The 20,156-nt window shown below is 57.4% G+C and carries 17 protein-coding genes and 2 tRNA genes; 18 read left to right on the top strand and 1 reads right to left on the bottom strand.

The window, feature by feature from the left end:
• Nucleotides 1-32: 32 nt before the first annotated feature.
• The 3 genes from carB to BLU75_RS18915 are packed head-to-tail and all read left to right on the top strand — an operon-like array spanning nucleotide 33 to nucleotide 4,160.
• A complete protein-coding gene (gene carB / locus BLU75_RS18925; RefSeq protein WP_084379072.1) occupies nucleotides 33-3,254 on the top strand; it encodes a carbamoyl-phosphate synthase large subunit in 3,222 nt (1,073 codons plus the stop codon).
• Nucleotides 3,251-3,727, top strand: coding sequence for a transcription elongation factor GreA (gene greA, locus BLU75_RS18920; RefSeq protein ID WP_084379073.1), 477 nt, complete (start codon nucleotides 3,251-3,253; stop codon nucleotides 3,725-3,727). The genes carB and greA overlap by 4 nt, the downstream gene beginning before the upstream one ends.
• A 28-nt stretch (nucleotides 3,728-3,755) precedes the next feature.
• A complete protein-coding gene (locus BLU75_RS18915; protein WP_084379074.1) occupies nucleotides 3,756-4,160 on the top strand; it encodes an MFS transporter in 405 nt (134 codons plus the stop codon).
• Between the two features lie 8 nt (nucleotides 4,161-4,168).
• On the opposite strand, the gene yhbY is transcribed toward BLU75_RS18915, so the two are convergent.
• Nucleotides 4,169-4,477 (bottom strand): ribosome assembly RNA-binding protein YhbY, encoded by a 309-nt coding sequence (gene yhbY / locus BLU75_RS18910; RefSeq protein WP_084379075.1) that lies wholly within the window; start codon nucleotides 4,475-4,477, stop codon nucleotides 4,169-4,171.
• 105 nt (nucleotides 4,478-4,582) lie between these two features.
• Between yhbY and rlmE the strand changes: the two genes are divergently transcribed.
• The 15 genes from rlmE (at nucleotide 4,583) to pnp (ending at nucleotide 19,890) form a co-directional block, all read left to right on the top strand.
• On the top strand, nucleotides 4,583-5,233 hold the full coding sequence (rlmE, locus tag BLU75_RS18905) for a 23S rRNA (uridine(2552)-2'-O)-methyltransferase RlmE (RefSeq protein ID WP_084379076.1): 651 nt from the start codon (nucleotides 4,583-4,585) through the stop codon (nucleotides 5,231-5,233).
• 200 nt (nucleotides 5,234-5,433) lie between these two features.
• Complete coding sequence (gene ftsH, locus BLU75_RS18900; RefSeq protein ID WP_084379077.1) at nucleotides 5,434-7,344, top strand: ATP-dependent zinc metalloprotease FtsH; 1,911 nt, start codon at nucleotides 5,434-5,436, stop codon at nucleotides 7,342-7,344.
• Between the two features lie 8 nt (nucleotides 7,345-7,352).
• Entirely contained in the window at nucleotides 7,353-8,204 is an 852-nt protein-coding gene (gene folP, locus BLU75_RS18895) for a dihydropteroate synthase (protein ID WP_084379078.1), read from the top strand.
• 16 nt (nucleotides 8,205-8,220) lie between these two features.
• A complete protein-coding gene (glmM, locus tag BLU75_RS18890) occupies nucleotides 8,221-9,558 on the top strand; it encodes a phosphoglucosamine mutase (RefSeq protein ID WP_084379079.1) in 1,338 nt (445 codons plus the stop codon).
• Nucleotides 9,559-9,624: 66 nt separating this feature from the next.
• The gene (gene tpiA, locus BLU75_RS18885; protein ID WP_084379080.1) at nucleotides 9,625-10,380 is read left to right on the top strand and encodes a triose-phosphate isomerase; all 756 of its coding nucleotides are present in this window, start codon (nucleotides 9,625-9,627) and stop codon (nucleotides 10,378-10,380) included.
• Nucleotides 10,381-10,384: 4 nt separating this feature from the next.
• On the top strand, nucleotides 10,385-10,768 hold the full coding sequence (gene secG / locus BLU75_RS18880) for a preprotein translocase subunit SecG (protein WP_084379081.1): 384 nt from the start codon (nucleotides 10,385-10,387) through the stop codon (nucleotides 10,766-10,768).
• A 29-nt stretch (nucleotides 10,769-10,797) separates the two neighbouring features.
• A tRNA-Leu gene (locus BLU75_RS18875) sits at nucleotides 10,798-10,883 on the top strand.
• Between the two features lie 96 nt (nucleotides 10,884-10,979).
• Nucleotides 10,980-11,056, top strand: a tRNA-Met gene (locus tag BLU75_RS18870).
• Between the two features lie 140 nt (nucleotides 11,057-11,196).
• A complete protein-coding gene (gene rimP / locus BLU75_RS18865) occupies nucleotides 11,197-11,655 on the top strand; it encodes a ribosome maturation factor RimP (protein ID WP_032873230.1) in 459 nt (152 codons plus the stop codon).
• Nucleotides 11,656-11,702: 47 nt separating this feature from the next.
• A complete protein-coding gene (nusA, locus tag BLU75_RS18860) occupies nucleotides 11,703-13,184 on the top strand; it encodes a transcription termination factor NusA (protein WP_084379082.1) in 1,482 nt (493 codons plus the stop codon).
• Between the two features lie 27 nt (nucleotides 13,185-13,211).
• Entirely contained in the window at nucleotides 13,212-15,728 is a 2,517-nt protein-coding gene (gene infB / locus BLU75_RS18855) for a translation initiation factor IF-2 (RefSeq protein ID WP_090221525.1), read from the top strand.
• Between the two features lie 159 nt (nucleotides 15,729-15,887).
• Nucleotides 15,888-16,283, top strand: coding sequence for a 30S ribosome-binding factor RbfA (gene rbfA / locus BLU75_RS18850; protein ID WP_065875288.1), 396 nt, complete (start codon nucleotides 15,888-15,890; stop codon nucleotides 16,281-16,283).
• A gap of 3 nt (nucleotides 16,284-16,286) precedes the next feature.
• The gene (truB, locus tag BLU75_RS18845; protein ID WP_084379084.1) at nucleotides 16,287-17,204 is read left to right on the top strand and encodes a tRNA pseudouridine(55) synthase TruB; all 918 of its coding nucleotides are present in this window, start codon (nucleotides 16,287-16,289) and stop codon (nucleotides 17,202-17,204) included.
• A gap of 115 nt (nucleotides 17,205-17,319) precedes the next feature.
• Nucleotides 17,320-17,589: a 30S ribosomal protein S15 gene (gene rpsO / locus BLU75_RS18840; RefSeq protein WP_003176135.1), complete on the top strand. Its 270-nt coding sequence runs from the start codon at nucleotides 17,320-17,322 to the stop codon at nucleotides 17,587-17,589.
• 195 nt (nucleotides 17,590-17,784) lie between these two features.
• Complete coding sequence (gene pnp / locus BLU75_RS18835; protein ID WP_084379085.1) at nucleotides 17,785-19,890, top strand: polyribonucleotide nucleotidyltransferase; 2,106 nt, start codon at nucleotides 17,785-17,787, stop codon at nucleotides 19,888-19,890.
• The last annotated feature ends 266 nt before the right edge of the window (nucleotides 19,891-20,156 follow it).

The raw sequence follows: 20,156 nt of genomic DNA, 5'->3' as shown, positions 1-20,156 counted from the left end.
CCGACTGACCTGCGGATTTGAGTGACAAACCCATGCCAAAACGTACAGACATAAAAAGCATCCTGATTCTCGGCGCTGGCCCGATCGTGATCGGCCAGGCCTGCGAATTCGACTACTCCGGCGCCCAGGCTTGCAAAGCCCTGCGCGAAGAGGGTTATCGCGTCATTCTGGTGAACTCCAACCCAGCGACCATCATGACCGACCCGGCCATGGCCGACGCCACTTACATCGAGCCGATCAAGTGGCAGACCGTTGCCAAGATCATCGAGAAAGAGCGTCCGGACGCATTGTTGCCGACCATGGGTGGCCAGACTGCGCTGAACTGCGCCCTGGACCTGGAGCGTGAAGGCGTTCTGGAGAAGTTCGGCGTAGAGATGATCGGCGCCAATGCCGACACCATCGACAAGGCCGAAGACCGTTCGCGCTTTGACAAGGCGATGAAGTCCATTGGCCTGGACTGCCCGCGCTCGGGCATCGCCCACAGCATGGAAGAAGCCAACGCAGTGCTCGAGAAGCTGGGCTTCCCGTGCATCATCCGTCCGTCCTTCACCATGGGCGGCACTGGTGGCGGTATCGCTTACAACCGCGAAGAGTTCGAAGAAATCTGCGCTCGTGGCCTGGACTTGTCGCCGACCAAAGAGCTGCTGATCGACGAATCCCTGATCGGCTGGAAAGAGTACGAGATGGAGGTTGTCCGCGATAAGAAGGACAACTGCATCATCGTCTGCTCCATTGAAAACTTTGACCCGATGGGCGTGCACACCGGTGACTCGATCACTGTTGCGCCAGCGCAAACCCTGACGGACAAGGAATACCAGATCATGCGTAACGCCTCCCTGGCGGTACTGCGCGAGATCGGCGTGGAAACCGGTGGCTCCAACGTCCAGTTCGGCATCTGCCCGGACACTGGTCGCATGGTGGTCATTGAGATGAACCCGCGGGTATCCCGTTCCTCCGCTCTGGCTTCGAAAGCCACCGGTTTCCCGATTGCGCGTATCGCCGCCAAGCTGGCGATCGGCTATACCCTGGACGAGCTGCAGAACGAAATCACCGGCGGCGCTACTCCGGCGTCCTTCGAGCCGTCCATCGACTACGTCGTGACCAAGCTGCCACGTTTCGCTTTCGAGAAATTCCCGAAAGCCGACGCGCGCCTGACCACTCAAATGAAGTCGGTGGGTGAAGTCATGGCCATCGGCCGGACTTTTCAGGAATCCCTGCAGAAAGCTTTGCGCGGCCTGGAAGTGGGCGTTTGCGGCCTGGACGAGAAGCTCGACCTGAGCAGTCCGGAAAGCATGAGCATCCTCAAGCGCGAACTGACCGTGCCGGGCGCCGAGCGCATCTGGTATGTGGCGGACGCCTTCCGCGCCGGTCTGTCGGTCGAAGATATCTTCGGCATGAACATGATCGACCCGTGGTTCCTGGTGCAGATCGAAGATCTGATCAAGGAAGAAGAGAAGGTCAAGACCCTGGGGCTGGCCAGCATCGATCGCGACCTGATGTTCAAGCTCAAGCGCAAAGGCTTCTCCGACATGCGTCTGGCCAAGCTGCTGGGCGTGACCGAGAAAGCGCTGCGTCGTCACCGTCACAAGCTGGAGATCTTCCCGGTCTACAAGCGCGTTGACACCTGCGCAGCCGAGTTTGCCACCGACACCGCCTACATGTACTCAACCTACGAGGAAGAGTGCGAGGCCGCGCCTTCGGGGCGCGACAAGATCATGATCCTCGGCGGCGGTCCAAACCGTATCGGCCAGGGCATCGAGTTCGACTACTGCTGCGTCCACGCCGCTCTCGCCCTGCGCGAAGACGGTTACGAGACCATCATGGTCAACTGCAACCCGGAAACCGTTTCCACTGACTACGACACCTCCGATCGCCTGTACTTCGAGCCAGTAACCCTGGAAGACGTGCTGGAAATCTGCCGGGTCGAGAAGCCAAAAGGTGTGATCGTCCAGTACGGCGGCCAGACCCCGCTGAAACTGGCGCGTGCCCTGGAAGAAGCCGGCGTGCCGATCATTGGTACCAGCCCTGACGCCATCGACCGTGCCGAAGACCGTGAGCGCTTCCAGCAAATGGTTGAGCGCCTGAACCTGCGTCAGCCGCCAAACGCCACCGTGCGCAGCGAAGACGAAGCTATCCGCGCAGCCAGCAAGATCGGCTACCCGCTGGTGGTGCGTCCGTCCTACGTGCTGGGCGGTCGTGCGATGGAAATCGTCTACGAAGAAGAAGAACTCAAGCGCTACCTGCGTGACGCGGTGAAAGTGTCCAACGACAGCCCGGTGCTGCTGGACCACTTCCTCAACTGCGCCATCGAAATGGACGTTGACGCTGTTTGCGACGGTACCGACGTGGTGATCGGCGCGATCATGCAGCACATCGAACAGGCTGGCGTTCACTCCGGTGACTCCGCTTGCTCGCTGCCGCCGTACTCGCTGCCGGCGCACATCCAGGACGAGATGCGTGAACAGGTCAAGAAAATGGCCCTGGAACTGGGTGTGGTTGGCCTGATGAACGTACAGTTGGCGCTGCAAGGCGAGGACATCTACGTCATCGAAGTCAACCCGCGCGCTTCGCGTACTGTGCCGTTCGTATCCAAGTGCATTGGCGTGTCCCTGGCGATGGTCGCGGCGCGTGTGATGGCCGGTAAGACCTTGAAGGAAATCGGCTTCACCAAGGAAATCATTCCAAACTTCTACAGCGTGAAAGAGGCGGTGTTCCCATTCGCCAAATTCCCTGGTGTGGACCCGATCCTGGGCCCAGAGATGAAGTCCACGGGTGAAGTGATGGGTGTCGGCGACACCTTCGGTGAGGCGTTCGCCAAGGCCCAGATGGGTGCCAGCGAAGTGCTGCCGACCGGCGGGACTGCGTTCATCAGTGTGCGTGATGACGACAAGCCACTGGTTGCAGGTGTGGCCCGTGATCTGATCAACTTGGGCTTCGAAGTCGTGGCTACCGCCGGGACCGCCAAGCTGATTGAAGCTGCCGGCCTGAAAGTGCGCCGCGTGAACAAGGTGACCGAAGGCCGTCCGCACGTGGTCGACATGATCAAGAATGACGAAGTCACGCTGATCATCAACACCACCGAAGGTCGCCAGTCGATCGCCGACTCCTACTCCATTCGCCGTAACGCCTTGCAGCACAAGATCTACTGCACCACCACCATTGCTGCTGGCGAAGCTATCTGCGAAGCGCTCAAGTTCGGCCCGGAAAAGACCGTACGTCGCTTGCAGGATCTACACGCAGGATTGAAGGCATGATCAAATATCCAATGACCGTCCAGGGCGCAAAGGCCCTGGAAGAGGAGCACGCTCACCTGACCAAGGTCGTTCGTCCGAAGCTCAGCCAGGACATCGGCACGGCTCGTGAGTTGGGCGACTTGAAGGAAAACGCTGAATACCATGCTGCCCGTGAGCAGCAAGGTATGGTCGAGGCGCGGATCCGTGATATCGAAGGCCGCATGCAGAATGCGGTGATTATCGATGTCACGACCATCCCGCACACCGGCAAAGTGATTTTCGGTACTACCGTGGAAATCGCCAACGTCGAGACGGATGAAAGTGTGACTTACCACATCGTGGGTGAGGACGAGGCGGACATCAAACAAGGCAAGATCTCTGTCGGTTCGCCGATTGCTCGCGCCTTGATCGCCAAGGAAGAGGGTGATGTGGTGGTCGTCAAAACGCCAGGTGGCGTGATCGAGTACGAGATTGTTGAAGTTCGTCACATCTAAAGCGTGGCGCCCGTTTCGTGCGGGCGCAATGCTCTGGCAACTGACTCAGATGCTTTGGGTAGGTCGCGTGTGGCTATTGCATCTCGCTGTAGTGCCGGCGTTGGGCCTGATTGGCCTGGCGCCGTTGCTGATCGAAGAGATCGGCGGATTATTGAGCGTGCTGCTGGTCGGTTTCGCGGCGGCGGGCGTGACGCTTCAAGTGTTGGTGCTGATCAAGACCGAGGGCTTGCGGAGTTTGTGGCGGGATATGCGTGGCCAACTGCTGTTGATGGCGTTGTATGCGTGTGCAATGTATTGCGTGGTGCGCATGCTGCTGCCGGAAGCGTTGCGCTGGCAGCTTTTCAGCTATCTTGTGCTAGGGTTCTCCGGCCTGTTACTGGTGTTGCAACCGGTGCCCGGATGGAGTGACAGGGCGCGCGAAGCACGCCCATGACCCTTGTATCATTTGAAGCGATGAACGTTCGACAGTTGCTTGTTGGCGCTGAAGTTCTTGCGATACAACAGCGCCATCTTGCCGATGACCTGAACCAGATCAGCTTTGCCGGACTTGCAGAGTTCTGCAATCGCGGCGAGGCGGGCTTCACGATCCAGGATGCTGACCTTGATCTTGATGAGTTCGTGATCGCTCAATGCGCGTTCAAGTTCGGCTAACACACCCTCAGTCAAACCGTTATCAGCCACAATCAAAACTGGTTTCAGATGGTGGCCAATGGATTTGTACTGTTTCTTCTGCTCTTGAGTGAGCGGCATAATCTGACCCCTGCGTCTGATCTTGTAAAAAGCGGCGGCCAGTTTACCCGAGCGAGTCCGGGACCGCCCAGTTAATCACGACCCGTTTTATTTTCGAGGTGGCCCGTGGCCCGTTCCAAAACCAGCCTTAACTGGCTCAAAGAACATTTCAACGATCCTTACGTCAAAAAGGCGCAAAAGGATGGCTACCGTTCCCGGGCCAGCTACAAGCTGCTTGAGATCCAGGAAAAGGACAAGTTGATCCGCCCAGGCATGAGCGTTATCGATCTTGGCGCGGCCCCGGGTGGCTGGTCCCAGGTGACCAGTCGTCTGATTGGTGGGCAAGGTCGATTGATTGCTTCCGATATCCTGGAAATGGACAGTATTCCCGACGTGACCTTCGTTCACGGCGATTTTACCCGGGACGACGTGTTGGCCCAGATTCTTGAGGCTGTCGGAAATTCGCAGGTAGACCTTGTGATTTCCGATATGGCCCCCAATATGAGTGGATTACCTGCCGTGGATATGCCACGTGCGATGTTCCTTTGTGAATTGGCATTGGATCTGGCCGGGCGGGTTTTGCGTCCTGGCGGTGATTTTTTGGTCAAGGTCTTCCTCGGTGAAGGTTTTGACGAGTACCACAAGAACATGCGCAAGCTGTTCGACAAGGTTCAGACGCGCAAGCCTGACTCCTCGAGAGATCGGTCTCGCGAGCAGTATTTGCTGGGCCGTGGGTATCGTGGCATTGAAGGTGCCGCCAGCGAGGAGCGTCTTTGAGAGATTCAAGGGAGTCGATAGGTTTTTTTATATCGCTTTCGTCATGAAGCTTTACGAATATTGTGTAGTCAAAGTTTCACAAAGGGTTACAGACGGCGCCTGCCAGAGTTGTAGGTAATGTAGTAAGTTATGCCGGTGAATATCATGCGAAGCGCGCGCCAGTAGCGGAGCTTGCTTCAGAGGGTAGTTAATTGAACGATATGGCAAAGAATCTGATCCTGTGGTTGATCATCGCGGCAGTCCTGGTGACGGTGATGAACAACTTCTCCAGCCCTAACGAGCCGCAGACCCTCAACTATTCCGACTTCATCCAGCAAGTCAAGGATGGCAAGGTCGAACGCGTAGCCGTCGATGGCTACGTGATTACTGGTAAGCGCAACGATGGCGACAGCTTCAAGACCATCCGTCCGGCGATCCAGGACAATGGCTTGATCGGCGATCTTGTGGATAACAAGGTCATCGTTGAGGGCAAGCAGCCTGAGCAGCAGAGCATCTGGACCCAGCTTCTGGTGGCCAGCTTCCCGATCCTGGTGATTATTGCCGTGTTCATGTTCTTCATGCGCCAGATGCAAGGTGGCGCGGGAGGCAAGGGCGGGCCGATGAGCTTTGGCAAGAGCAAGGCGCGGCTGCTTTCCGAAGATCAGGTGAAGACTACGCTGGCTGACGTCGCGGGTTGCGACGAAGCCAAGGAAGAAGTCGGCGAGTTGGTTGAGTTCCTGCGCGATCCAGGCAAGTTCCAGCGCCTTGGTGGTCGTATTCCCCGTGGTGTGCTGATGGTCGGTCCTCCGGGTACCGGTAAAACCCTGTTGGCCAAGGCCATCGCTGGTGAGGCCAAGGTCCCGTTCTTCACCATTTCCGGTTCTGATTTCGTTGAAATGTTCGTCGGTGTCGGTGCGAGTCGTGTCCGTGACATGTTCGAGCAGGCCAAAAAGCACGCGCCATGCATCATCTTCATCGATGAGATCGACGCTGTGGGTCGCCATCGTGGTGCTGGCATGGGCGGTGGTCACGACGAGCGTGAGCAAACCCTCAACCAGTTGCTGGTCGAGATGGATGGCTTCGAAATGAACGATGGCATCATCGTGATTGCGGCGACCAACCGACCTGACGTGCTTGACCCTGCGCTGTTGCGTCCAGGGCGTTTCGACCGTCAGGTCGTCGTCGGCCTGCCGGATATCCGTGGCCGTGAACAGATCCTGAAAGTGCATATGCGCAAAGTGCCGATGGGCGACGACGTGGCTCCGGCCGTGATCGCCCGTGGTACACCGGGCTTCTCCGGTGCTGACCTGGCCAACCTGGTCAACGAAGCGTCGCTGTTTGCCGCCCGTACCGGCAAGCGCATCGTTGAAATGAAGGAATTTGAACTGGCGAAAGACAAGATCATGATGGGTGCCGAGCGCAAATCCATGGTCATGTCCGAAAAAGAGAAGCAGAACACCGCTTATCACGAGGCTGGCCACGCCATTGTCGGTCGCGTCGTGCCTGAGCATGATCCGGTCTACAAGGTGTCGATCATCCCGCGTGGTCGCGCACTGGGTGTCACCATGTTCCTTCCGGAAGAAGATCGCTACAGCCTCTCCAAGCGGGCCTTGATCAGCCAGATTTGCTCGCTGTACGGCGGGCGGATTGCCGAAGAGATGACGCTGGGCTTCGACGGTGTGACCACGGGCGCCTCCAATGACATCATGCGCGCCAGCCAGATTGCGCGAAACATGGTCACCAAGTGGGGGCTGTCCGAGAAGCTGGGTCCATTGATGTATGCCGAGGAAGAAGGCGAAGTGTTCTTGGGGCGTGGCGGTGGTGGTCAAGGTGCCAGTTTCTCGGGCGAGACAGCCAAGCTGATCGACTCCGAGGTGCGCAGTATCATTGATCAGTGCTATGGCACGGCCAAGCAGATCCTGACGGATAACCGCGACAAGCTCGATGCCATGGCGGATGCCTTGATGAAGTACGAAACCATTGATGCCGAACAGATCGACGACATCATGGCGGGGCGTACGCCGCGTGAACCTAAGGATTGGGAAGGTGGCTCGGGGACTTCGGGCACTCCGCCAGTAGTGCAGAGCGAGCGTCCTGATGCCCCTATCGGCGGCCCGGCTGCCGACGTTTAAGGTTTGAAATGACTTCTGTGTTGCCCTCCACCCGGTTGCCTTGCGGCAGCCGGGTTCTTGATTTGGCCCATGCGCATGTCATGGGTATTCTCAATGTAACTCCAGACTCCTTTTCCGATGGTGGGCGCTTCAGCCAGCTTGATGCGGCGCTGCGTCATGCCGAGGCGATGGTTGCTGCGGGTGCGACCTTGATTGATGTGGGTGGCGAGTCGACTCGTCCCGGTGCGCGTGTTGTATCGCCGCTGGAGGAGTTGGAGCGCGTTGCGCCGATTGTCGAGCGTATCCATGGCGAGCTTGATGTGATCATTTCGGTGGACACTTCGACGCCGGCTGTCATGCGCGAAACCGCTCGTTTGGGTGCCGGATTGATCAATGATGTGCGCTCGTTGCTGCGTGACGGAGCGCTTGAAGCTGCGGCTGCGACCGGGTTGCCGGTATGCCTGATGCATATGCTCGGCGAACCTGGAACGATGCAGGAGGACCCGCGTTATAGCAATCTCGTGGGTGAAGTGACTGAATTTCTCGCCGAGCGCATTGCGCAGTGCGCCACGGTCGGAATTGCTCCCGAGCGGATTATTCTCGATCCAGGGTTTGGCTTTGCCAAAACCCTGCAGCACAATTTAAGTCTGTTCAAGCATATGGAGGCCCTGCATGCCCTTGGTCGGCCGCTATTGGTCGGCGTTTCGCGCAAGAGCATGATAGGCATGGCATTGAATCGTCCTGTGGGGGAAAGGCTGCATGGCGGCCTGGCTCTCGCGGCGCTGGCGCTGGTCAAGGGTGCGCGCATTTTGCGCGTGCATGACGTTGCCGAGACGATGGACGTGGTACGGATGATTGAAGCAGTAGAATCAGCCGAATAAGAATGATGGAGCACTTATGACTAAAAAATATTTTGGCACTGACGGCATTCGTGGTCGGGTCGGCGAGTTTCCTATCACTCCAGACTTTATGCTCAAGCTCGGTTGGGCGGCTGGCATGGCGTTTCGCAGTATGGGTGCATGCCGCATCCTGGTAGGCAAGGACACGCGAATTTCGGGTTACATGTTCGAGTCGGCGCTTGAGGCGGGCCTGTCTGCCGCCGGGGCTGATGTGATGCTGCTGGGGCCGATGCCTACGCCGGCGATCGCTTACCTGACGCGCACCTTTCACGCTGAAGCCGGTATCGTGATCAGTGCTTCGCACAATCCCCATGATGACAATGGCATCAAGTTCTTCTCGGGCCAGGGCACCAAACTGCCGGACGAGATCGAACACATGATTGAAGAACTGCTGGATGCGCCGATGACTGTCGTCGAGTCGAGCAAGCTGGGCAAGGTTTCGCGGATTAACGATGCTTCCGGTCGTTATATTGAGTTCTGCAAAAGCAGCGTGCCTACCAGTACCAATTTCGCAGGCCTCAAGGTGGTCATCGACTGTGCCCATGGCGCGACCTACAAAGTTGCCCCCAGCGTCTTCAAGGAGTTGGGTGCGCAAGTCACAGTGTTGTCGGCCCAGCCTAACGGCCTGAACATCAACGATAACTGCGGCTCGACTCATATGGAGCAGCTGCAGGCCGCGGTATTGGCTGAGCACGCCGACCTTGGGATTGCCTTCGATGGTGATGGCGACCGGGTGCTGATGGTTGATCACACGGGTGCTATAGTCGACGGCGATGACCTTTTGTTCATCATTGCCCGCGACCTGCACGAGCGTAACAAGCTGCACGGCGGGGTTGTCGGTACCCTGATGAGTAATCTGGGGCTGGAGTTGGCCCTCGCCGACCTCGGGATTCCGTTTGTGCGTGCGAACGTTGGCGACCGTTACGTGATTGCTGATTTGCTGGAGCGCAACTGGTTGGTCGGGGGTGAAAACTCGGGGCATATCGTTTGCTTCCAGCACACGACCACCGGGGATGCGATCATCGCTGCGCTGCAGGTGCTGTTGGCCTTGCGTCGCCGTGAAGAAAGTCTTGCCCAGGCACGTCAGGCGTTGCGCAAATGTCCACAAGTCTTGCTTAACGTTCGTTTCGCGGGCGGTGAAAATCCTATCGAGCACCCGGCGATCAAGGAAGCCTGTGAGCGCGTTACCGTTGCTATGGCGGGTCGTGGCCGGGTTTTGTTGCGCAAATCGGGAACGGAGCCTTTGGTGCGTGTCATGGTCGAAGGTGACGACGAAACACAGGTTCGCGGCTATGCCGAGGAGCTGGCAAAACTGGTAACTGAAGTTTGCGCCTGAATTCGGCTTGCCAGTGTTGATGTGGTTGGGTAACATCTGCGCCCACTTTGACCGACGAGGTACAGCATGCGTCGCACTATGGTAGCTGGTAACTGGAAAATGCACGGTACCCGCGCCAGTGTCGCTGAGCTGATCAATGGCCTTCGTCATTTGGCCTTGCCGAGCGGTGTCGATGTCGCGGTATTCCCGCCTTGCTTGCATATCAACCAAGTGGTTGATGGCTTGAAAGGCAAGTCGATTCAGGTCGGCGCGCAGAATTCCGCGGTAGAAGCCATGCAGGGTGCGTTGACCGGTGAAATTGCACCGAGTCAGCTGGTTGATGCGGGCTGCTCCTATGTACTTGTAGGGCATTCCGAGCGCCGCCAGGTAATGGGTGAGCGTGATGCGATACTCAATCGCAAGTTCGCGGCAGCACAGGCTTGCGGCCTGATTCCGGTGTTGTGTATAGGGGAAACTCTAGAGCAGCGTGAATCTGGCAAGACCCTTGAGGTTGTCTCGCGTCAGTTGGGCAGCATCATCGAAGAGCTGGGTGTTGGTGCGTTTGCAAAGGCGGTCATAGCTTACGAGCCGGTCTGGGCCATTGGCACCGGGCTGACTGCTTCGCCGCAACAGGCGCAGGATGTGCACGCAGCCATTCGCGCGCAGTTGGCGGCAGAGAATTCTGAGGTTGCACGAGGTGTGCAGCTTCTATACGGCGGCAGCGTGAAGGCGGCCAATGCGGTCGAACTGTTCAGCATGCCGGATATCGATGGGGGGCTCATTGGTGGGGCTTCCCTGAATGCAGATGAGTTCGGTGCGATTTGTCGCGCCGCGGGAAACTGAAAAAATGCTGGAAACAGTCATCGTTGTTTTTCATCTGCTGGGTGCGCTGGGCGTTGTTGCTCTGGTATTGCTGCAGCAGGGTAAAGGTGCGGACGCTGGTGCGTCTTTCGGAGCAGGTGCGTCAAATACTGTGTTCGGAAGCCAAGGTTCCTCTACCTTTCTTAGTAAGTTTACTGCTATACTTGCCGCCGGTTTCTTCATAACCAGCTTGGGGTTAGGTTACTTTGCTAAAGAGAAAGCTCATGTGCTGACTCAAGCAGGTTTGCCAGATCCAGCAGTGATGGAAGTTCCAAAGGCAAAACCGGCTTCTGATGATGTCCCGGTGCTTCAAGAGCAAAAGTCGGCTAGCCCAGCGACTGACGTGCCTCCAGCTCAAGAGCAAAAGTAAGAAGGGTTTCATGTTGTAAACGTTGTATTGCCGAGGTGGTGGAATTGGTAGACACGCAACCTTGAGGTGGTTGTGCCCATAGGGTGTAGGGGTTCGAGTCCCCTTCTCGGTACCAATTATCAGGAGAGCCCGCTGTTGCGGGCTTTCTTGTAGGTGGAAGGTTACATTGACCCTGTAAGGGATCGGTCGTATACTTCCGCCCCAGCTTTGTCGCGGGGTGGAGCAGTCTGGTAGCTCGTCGGGCTCATAACCCGAAGGTCGTCGGTTCAAATCCGGCCCCCGCAACCAGTTTTAGCGGAGCCCCTTTTAAGGGGCTTTTTGTTAGCTGGACACTTTCAACGCCGCTGTTCGACGGCGTTTCAAGGATGGGCGTTTCGCCCATTTTTTTATTTTGCACAGCATGCACATACATGCACGAGGGGGTTCAGGTGTCGAGCAAGCTAGAAGAGTTGCAGGCCTTGTTGGCCCCGGTGGTCGTGGCCCTAGGCTATGAATGCTGGGGTATTGAGTTTTCGGCTCAAGGTCGCCACTCAATGTTGCGTGTTTATATCGATAAAGAGGGCGGCGTGCTGGTGGACGATTGTGCCATTGTCAGTCGCCAGATCAGCGGTGTGCTGGATGTTGAAGATCCGATCTCCGTTGAATACACCCTCGAAGTTTCCTCGCCAGGCATGGAGCGCCCACTGTTCACTATCGAGCAGTTTGCCAAATATGCCGGTGAACAAGTGAAGATCAAGCTGCGTTCCCCGTTCGAAGGGCGACGCAACTTTCAGGGCCTTCTGCGCGGTGTAGAAGAACAGGATGTCGTGGTGCAGGTAGAAGACCATGAATTCCTGTTGCCGATCGATATGATCGACAAGGCCAACATTATTCCCAGTTTTGACTGAGACGCGGATCCCGCGGATCCAATGGCTTGCGAAAGGCGAGGCGTACGATGAGCAAAGAAGTACTGCTGGTTGTTGAGTCGGTATCCAATGAAAAGGGCGTACCGGCAAACGTGATTTTTGAAGCGTTGGAGCTGGCCCTGGCCACTGCTACCAAAAAACGTTTTGAAGACGAAGTTGATCTGCGTGTGGAAATCAACCGCCACACCGGTGCCTATGAGACTTTCCGTCGCTGGACGGTAGTCGAAGAAGCCGATCTTGATGATCCGGCCATCGAAACCTGGCCAAGCAAGGTTGCTGAAACGCATCCTGGCGCCCAGGTCGGTGATGTTGTCGAAGATAAGATCGAATCGATCGAGTTCGGCCGGATTGCTGCACAGACTGCCAAGCAAGTCATCGTGCAGAAGGTTCGCGAAGCCGAGCGTGCTCAAGTCGTTGATGCCTATCGCGAGCGCCTGGGTGAAATCATCTCCGGCACCGTGAAAAAGGTCACCCGCGACAACGTGATCGTTGACCTGGGCAACAACGCCGAAGCGTTGCTGGCCCGTGAAGACATCATTTCCCGTGAAACTTTCCGGGTTGGCGTGCGCTTGCGTGCGTTGCTCAAGGAAATCCGCACCGAGAACCGCGGCCCTCAGTTGATCCTGTCGCGTACTGCGCCGGAAATGCTGATCGAGCTGTTCCGTATCGAAGTGCCGGAAATTGCTGAAGGTCTGATCGAAGTCATGGCTGCGTCCCGCGACCCGGGTTCGCGTGCCAAGATCGCGGTCCGCTCCAAGGACAAGCGCATCGACCCGCAAGGTGCTTGCATTGGTATGCGCGGTTCGCGCGTCCAGGCAGTGTCGGGTGAATTGGGCGGTGAGCGTGTGGACATCGTCCTGTGGGACGATAACCCCGCGCAGTTCGTGATCAACGCTATGTCGCCGGCTGAAGTGGCGGCGATTATCGTTGACGAGGATGCCCATGCGATGGACATCGCCGTTGGCGCCGACAATCTGGCTCAAGCCATTGGTCGTGGAGGTCAGAACGTGCGTCTGGCCAGCCAGTTGACCGGCTGGACCCTGAATGTCATGACCGAATCGGACATCCAGGCTAAGCAGCAAGCAGAAACCGGTGACATCCTGCGCAACTTTATCGAAGAGCTCGAAGTCGATGAAGACCTGGCACAGGTGCTGGTAGATGAAGGCTTCACCAGCCTGGAAGAGATTGCCTACGTACCGTTGGAAGAAATGCTCAACATCGACGGCTTTGACGAAGACACCGTCAACGAGCTTCGCGCTCGGGCCAAGGATCGTTTGTTGACTAAAGCCATCGCTACTGAGGAAAAGCTGGCAGACGCCCATCCGGCCGAAGACCTGCTCTCGCTTGAGGGTATGGACAAGGATTTGGCGATGGAACTGGCGGTGCGCGGCGTAATTACCCGCGAAGACCTGGCCGAGCAGTCTATTGACGATCTGCTCGACATCGACGGCATTGACGATGATCGTGCCGGCAAGTTGATCATGGCCGCCCGAGCCCATTGGTTCGAGTAATTAGGCGCGGCCTGAGGAGAGAAGTGCATGACGCAAGTCACGGTGAAACAACTGGCCGATGAGGTCAAAACACCGGTAGAGCGCCTGTTGCAGCAGATGCGTGAGGCAGGTCTGCCGCACACCGCCGCCGATGAAGGTGTGAGCGATAGTGAGAAGCAGTCTTTGCTGACTCACTTGAAGAGCAGCCACAAGGCGAAAGTGGAAGAACCGCGCAAGATTACACTGCAGCGCAAAACCACCAGCACCCTGCGTGTTGCGGGTAGCAAGAGCATCAGCGTTGAAGTACGCAAGAAGAAAGTCTTCGTACAGCGCAGCCCGGAAGAAATCGAAGCCGAGCGCAAACGCGAGCTGGACGAACGTCGCGCAGTAGAAAATGCTGCTCGTCAGAAGGCTGAAGAAGAAGCCAAGCGTCGCGCCGAAGAAGAAGCGCGTCGCCAGCCTACTGCTGCGCAACCTGCTAGCACTGAAGCAGTCGCTGCGCCTGTAGAAGCTGTGCGTGAGGCCGCTCCGGTGGCCCCGGCGCCAGCTCCGGCAGCCGACGCACGCAAGCGCGACGAACCTCGTCGTCCGGACAAGCCACGTGCTGACGATAATAATCGTCGCGGTGGTGGTGGCGATGGCGAGCGTAAAAACGCTCCGCATCGCGCTTCGGTCAAGGAAAAGGCACCTGCTCCACGGGTTGCTCCACGTACTACCGACGAAGAAAGCGATGGCTTCCGTCGTGGCGGTCGTGGCAAGGCCAAGCTGAAGAAACGCAACGCCCACGGTTTCCAGAGCCCAACCGGTCCTGTCGTGCGTGAAGTGAAGATCGGCGAGACCATCTCTGTTGGCGATCTTGCCCAGCAGATGTCGGTCAAGGCTGCTGAAATCATCAAGTTCATGTTCAAGCTGGGTACGCCAGCCACCATCAACCAGGTACTGGATCAGGAAACTGCCCAACTGGTCGCTGAAGAGCTGGGCCACAAAGTGGTTCTGGTCAGCGACACCGCCCTGGAAGATTCCCTGGCCGAGTCCCTGAAGTTTGAAGGTGAGGCGGTTTCCCGTGCGCCGGTCGTGACCGTAATGGGCCACGTTGACCACGGTAAGACATCCCTGCTCGACTATATCCGTCGTGCGAAGGTTGCAGCGGGCGAAGCCGGCGGCATTACCCAGCACATCGGCGCCTACCACGTTGAAACCGAGCGCGGTATGGTGACGTTCCTCGACACCCCAGGTCACGCTGCGTTTACCGCAATGCGTGCCCGTGGTGCCAAGGCAACCGACATCGTGATCCTGGTGGTTGCGGCGGACGACGGCGTGATGCCACAAACCATCGAAGCCGTCCAGCACGCCAAAGCGGCGGGTGTGCCGCTGGTCGTGGCAGTGAACAAAATCGACAAGCCGGGCGCCGATCTCGATCGCATCCGCAGCGAACTGTCGGTTCACGGCGTGACGTCCGAGGAGTGGGGTGGCGACACCCCGTTCGTACCGGTCTCCGCGAAGATGGGTACGGGTGTCGACGAACTGCTCGAAGCGGTCCTGCTGCAAGCCGAAGTCCTGGAACTGACGGCTACGCCTTCGGCTCCTGGCCGTGGTGTCGTGGTTGAATCGCGTCTCGACAAGGGCCGTGGCCCGGTGGCGACTGTGCTGGTTCAAGACGGTACCCTGCGCCAAGGCGACATGGTGCTGGTCGGTTCGAACTATGGCCGTGTCCGCGCCATGCTCGACGAGAACGGCAAGCCAATCAAGGAAGCCGGTCCGGCCATCCCGGTCGAGATTCTCGGCCTGGACGGTACCCCGGACGCTGGCGACGAGATGAGCGTTGTGGCTGACGAGAAGAAAGCCCGTGAAGTGGCTCTGTTCCGTCAAGGCAAGTTCCGTGAAGTCAAGCTGGCCCGTGCTCACGCCGGCAAGCTTGAGAACATCTTCGAGAACATGGGCCAGGAAGAGAAGAAGACGCTTAACATCGTCCTCAAATCTGACGTTCGCGGCTCCCTTGAAGCGTTGAACGGCGCCTTGAATGGCCTGGGTAACGACGAAGTGCAAGTGCGTGTGGTCGGTGGCGGTGTTGGTGGTATCACCGAATCCGACGCCAACCTGGCACTGGCTTCCAACGCTGTACTGTTCGGCTTCAACGTGCGTGCCGATGCTGGCGCACGGAAGATCGTCGAGCAGGAAGGCCTGGACATGCGTTACTACAACGTCATCTACGACATCATCGAAGACGTCAAGAAAGCCCTTACCGGCATGCTTGGCAGTGACGTCCGGGAAAATATCCTGGGTATCGCCGAAGTTCGCGACGTGTTCCGTTCGCCGAAGTTTGGCGCCATCGCCGGTTGCATGGTGATCGAAGGTGTCGTTCACCGTAACCGTCCGATCCGTGTACTGCGTGAAGACATCGTTATCTTTGAAGGCGAGCTGGAATCCCTGCGTCGCTTCAAGGATGACGCTTCCGAAGTACGTGCCGGCATGGAATGCGGTATCGGCGTCAAGAGCTACAACGACGTTAAGCCTGGCGACAAGATCGAAGTCTACGAGAAGGTCCAGGTTGCTCGCAGCCTCTAACTCGCGCACTTCAGGAGCCACACGGCGTGTGGGCATGCAAATGCCCCGCGCGGTGTCCGGACTCTAAACGCAACGCCCGGTCTGGCTTTTGTCAGGCCGGGCGTTTGCCGCTTTCAGACCCCACGGGTTTCACCGTGTGGCAGTAACAGGTAACAAGACATGGCAAAAGAATACAGCCGTACCCAGCGTATCGGCGATCAGATGCAGCGTGAGCTGGCCCAACTGATCCGTCGCGAAGTCAAAGACCCCCGCGTTGGCCTGGTCACCATCACCGCCGTTGAAGTGAGCCGTGACGTAGGTCACGCCAAGATCTTCATCACCGTGATGGGTCAGGACAACAGCGAAGAAATCGCACAAAGCATCAAGGTGCTCAACTCGGCCGCAGGTTTCTTGCGCATGCAGTTGGCCCGTGAGATGAAGCTGCGCAGCGTTCCTCAGTTGCACTTCCACTACGACGAAAGTGTCGTGCGTGGTGCGCACCTGTCGGCTCTGATCGAGCGCGCCGTGGCTGAAGACAGCCAGCGCCCGTCCACACCTGAAGACGCCAAGGAGTAAGCGGTGGCTCAGGTCAAACGTATACGTCGCAATGTCAGCGGCATCATTCTGCTCGACAAGCCCATTGGCTTTACCTCCAATGCCGCGTTGCAGAAGGTTCGCTGGCTGCTCAATGCCGAGAAGGCCGGGCACACCGGCAGCCTCGACCCCTTGGCCACTGGCGTGTTGCCGCTGTGCTTTGGCGAGGCCACCAAGTTCTCGCAATATCTGCTCGATTCCGACAAGGGTTATGAAACTTTGATGCAACTGGGCAAGACCACCACCACGGCCGACGCCGAAGGTGATGTCTTGCAGGTTCGCGAGGTGACCGTTGGTCGTACTGATATCGAGGCGGCTTTACCGGCTTTTCGTGGGCAAATCAGTCAGATACCGCCGATGTACTCGGCGCTCAAGCGTGATGGCCAGCCTTTATACAAGTTGGCACGTGCTGGTGAAGTAGTGGAGCGCGAACCGCGTTCTGTTACTATTGCGCGCTTGGAATTGCTCGCCTGTGAAGGTGACACCGCCCGGTTGGCGGTGGACTGCAGCAAAGGCACCTATATCCGTACCCTGGTGGAAGATATTGGTGAGCAGTTGGGCTGTGGCGCATACGTTGCTGAACTGCGACGTACCCAGGCTGGCCCTTTCGCCCTGGCCCAGACGGTCACCTTGGAAGAGTTGGAAGCGGTGCATGCCGAAGGTGGCAACGAAGCGGTTGATCGCTTCCTGATGCCGTCGGACAGTGGTTTGCAGGACTGGCCATTGCTGCATTTTTCGGAACACAGTGCGTTCTACTGGCTCAACGGCCAGCCGGTACGTGCCCCGGATGCCCCGAAATTCGGCATGGTGCGAGTACAGGATCATAACGGTCGCTTTATCGGTATCGGTGAAGTGAGCGAAGACGGGCGGATCGCGCCGCGTCGACTGATTCGGTCAGAATGACCGAACGAGGGTGGCTGTTAACAGGCACGGTCACTACTCATTTTTAGATACAGGGATTTGTCCCTGGCCTGTTGAAACTGCCCTTTGGGTGGTTTCCTGAAAAAAGGATTGCCTCATGGCTCTCGACGTTCAAGAAAAAGCACAAATCGTAGCTGACTATCAGCAAGCTGTTGGTGACACTGGTTCGCCAGAGGTGCAAGTTGCACTGCTGACCCACAACATCAACAAGCTGCAAGGTCACTTCAAGGCCAACGGTAAAGATCACCACTCCCGTCGTGGTCTGATCCGCATGGTAAACCAGCGCCGTAAGCTGCTGGACTACCTGAAAGGCAAGGATCTGGGTCGTTATCAGGCTCTGATCGGTCGCCTGGGTCTGCGTCGCTAATTAAGCGATTGCGCTAGAGGTTGGTTGTCTGCCGTGTGTCAGTGGGATTCCCGCTGGCCCATGGCAGGCTCCCAGCCTCAAGTTTTATCTGGATACACGTTTTACCCTGGACGAGGGTCGGGCCGATTCCCGACATTGCCCAAGAATTTCGCAAGAAGACAAGTTCCCCAAGAGCCACAAAGAAGGTAGGACACCGTGAACCCGGTTATCAAAAAATTCCAGTTCGGTCAGTCGACCGTTACCCTCGAGACAGGCCGTATCGCCCGTCAAGCCTCCGGCGCAGTGCTGGTTACCGTTGACGACGACGTTACCGTTCTGGTGACCGTTGTTGGCGCCAAGACCGCTGACCCGAGCAAAGGCTTTTTCCCTCTTTCCGTTCACTACCAGGAAAAGACTTACGCTGCCGGTAAGATCCCTGGCGGTTTCTTCAAGCGCGAAGGCCGTCCTTCCGAGAAAGAAACCCTGACTTCCCGACTGATCGACCGTCCGATCCGTCCGCTGTTCCCAGAAGGCTTCATGAACGAAGTGCAGGTTGTCTGCACCGTCGTTTCCACCAGCAAAAAGACCGATCCGGACATCGCAGCGATGATCGGTACCTCGGCTGCCCTGGCTATTTCCGGTATTCCTTTCGATGGTCCGATCGGCGCTGCCCGCGTTGCCTTCCACGAAAGCACTGGTTACCTGCTGAACCCGACTTACGAGCAACAGAAAGCTTCGAGCCTGGACATGGTCGTAGCCGGTACCTCGGAAGCCGTATTGATGGTTGAATCCGAAGCCAAAGAGCTGACCGAAGACCAGATGCTGGGCGCTGTACTGTTTGCTCACGACGAGTTCCAGGTTGTGATCAACGCTGTTAAAGAATTGGCTGCCGAAGCTGCCAAGCCAACTTGGACTTGGGCTCCACAGCCTGAAGCCACCGCTCTGCTGGGCGCTATCCGTGCCGAATTCGGCGACGCGATCTCCCAGGCCTACGCCATTACCGTCAAGGCCGACCGTTACGCTCGCCTGGGCGAGTTGAAGGATCAGGTTGTTGCCAAGCTGTCCGGTGAAGAAGGCCAGCCTTCTTCCAGCGAAGTCAAAGCTGCATTCGGTGAAATCGAATACCGCACCGTTCGCGAAAACATCGTTAACGGCAAGCCACGTATCGACGGTCGCGACACCCGCACTGTACGTCCGCTGAACATCGAAGTCGGCGTTCTGCCGAAGACTCACGGTTCGGCCCTGTTCACCCGTGGTGAAACTCAGGCTCTGGTAGTTGCGACCCTGGGTACTGCCCGTGACGCACAGCTGCTGGACACCCTGGAAGGCGAGAAAAAAGACCCGTTCATGCTGCACTACAACTTCCCTCCGTTCTCGGTGGGCGAGTGTGGTCGCATGGGTGGCGCTGGTCGTCGCGAAATCGGTCACGGTCGTCTGGCGCGTCGTTCGATCGCCGCCATGCTGCCAGCTGCTGACGTGTTCCCGTACACCATCCGTGTTGTGTCGGAAATCACTGAGTCCAACGGTTCCAGCTCCATGGCTTCGGTCTGCGGTGCTTCCCTGGCGCTGATGGACGCTGGTGTGCCGATGAAGGCACCGGTTGCCGGTATCGCGATGGGCCTGGTTAAAGAAGGCGAGAAGTTCGCCATCCTGACCGACATTCTGGGCGACGAAGACCACCTGGGCGACATGGACTTCAAAGTAGCCGGTACCGCCAAAGGTGTTACCGCGCTGCAGATGGACATCAAGATCAAGGGCATCACCGAAGAAATCATGGAAATCGCTCTGGGCCAAGCCCTGGAAGCGCGCCTGAACATTCTCGGTCAGATGAACCAGATCATCGGTCAGTCCCGTACCGAACTGTCGGAAAATGCTCCGACCATGATCGCGATGAAAATCGACACCGACAAAATCCGTGATGTTATCGGTAAAGGTGGCGCGACCATTCGTGCGATCTGCGAAGAGACCAAGGCTTCGATCGACATCGAAGACGACGGCTCGATCAAGATCTTCGGCGAAACCAAGGAAGCTGCAGAAGCGGCGCGTCAGCGCGTTCTGGGCATCACTGCGGAAGCCGAGATCGGCAAGATCTACGTCGGTAAGGTTGAGCGCATCGTCGATTTCGGCGCATTCGTCAACATCCTGCCGGGCAAAGACGGTCTGGTTCACATCTCCATGCTGAGCGATGCTCGCGTCGAGAAAGTGACCGACATTCTGAAAGAAGGCCAGGAAGTGGAAGTGCTGGTACTGGACGTGGACAACCGCGGTCGTATCAAGCTGTCCATCAAGGACGTAGAAGCAGCGAAGGCCTCGGGCGCTTAATTACCCCGTCGCTTCATGCTGAAATAAAGGACTCTTCGGAGTCCTTTTTTTATGCGCGCGGGAAACTGAATAAAAATCAGCGTTTTAACCTTTCCCAAAAACCGCAACTTGCACGCAGGTGCACAGGCCTTCATGCAAGTTGCACGATTCCGCAAATTTGCGATTATTTTAAGTTATTGTTTTATAACGACTAATTTCCTGTTCATGAGTTGGCACACTGCCTGCAACATCACTTGCAACGCTGCGGCATCAAGGTTTAAACGCTG

The sequence above is a fragment of the Pseudomonas mucidolens genome, assembly GCF_900106045.1.
In the GTDB taxonomy this organism is placed as follows: domain Bacteria; phylum Pseudomonadota; class Gammaproteobacteria; order Pseudomonadales; family Pseudomonadaceae; genus Aquipseudomonas; species Aquipseudomonas mucidolens.
This window is presented reverse-complemented; position numbering and strand designations above follow the sequence as displayed.

Excerpts from the sequence above, each read along its gene's own strand:
- carB (WP_084379072.1), top strand. The coding sequence starts at position 33 with ATGCCAAAACGTACAGACATAAAAAGCATCCTGATTCTCGGCGCTGGC.
- infB (WP_090221525.1), top strand. The coding sequence starts at position 13,212 with ATGACGCAAGTCACGGTGAAACAACTGGCCGATGAGGTCAAAACACCG.
- BLU75_RS18915 (WP_084379074.1), top strand. The coding sequence starts at position 3,756 with ATGCTCTGGCAACTGACTCAGATGCTTTGGGTAGGTCGCGTGTGGCTA.
- glmM (WP_084379079.1), top strand. The coding sequence starts at position 8,221 with ATGACTAAAAAATATTTTGGCACTGACGGCATTCGTGGTCGGGTCGGC.
- nusA (WP_084379082.1), top strand. The coding sequence starts at position 11,703 with ATGAGCAAAGAAGTACTGCTGGTTGTTGAGTCGGTATCCAATGAAAAG.
- rpsO (WP_003176135.1), top strand. The coding sequence starts at position 17,320 with ATGGCTCTCGACGTTCAAGAAAAAGCACAAATCGTAGCTGACTATCAG.
- yhbY (WP_084379075.1), bottom strand. The coding sequence starts at position 4,477 with ATGCCGCTCACTCAAGAGCAGAAGAAACAGTACAAATCCATTGGCCAC.
- ftsH (WP_084379077.1), top strand. The coding sequence starts at position 5,434 with ATGGCAAAGAATCTGATCCTGTGGTTGATCATCGCGGCAGTCCTGGTG.
- secG (WP_084379081.1), top strand. The coding sequence starts at position 10,385 with ATGCTGGAAACAGTCATCGTTGTTTTTCATCTGCTGGGTGCGCTGGGC.
- rbfA (WP_065875288.1), top strand. The coding sequence starts at position 15,888 with ATGGCAAAAGAATACAGCCGTACCCAGCGTATCGGCGATCAGATGCAG.
- greA (WP_084379073.1), top strand. The coding sequence starts at position 3,251 with ATGATCAAATATCCAATGACCGTCCAGGGCGCAAAGGCCCTGGAAGAG.
- folP (WP_084379078.1), top strand. The coding sequence starts at position 7,353 with ATGACTTCTGTGTTGCCCTCCACCCGGTTGCCTTGCGGCAGCCGGGTT.
- tpiA (WP_084379080.1), top strand. The coding sequence starts at position 9,625 with ATGCGTCGCACTATGGTAGCTGGTAACTGGAAAATGCACGGTACCCGC.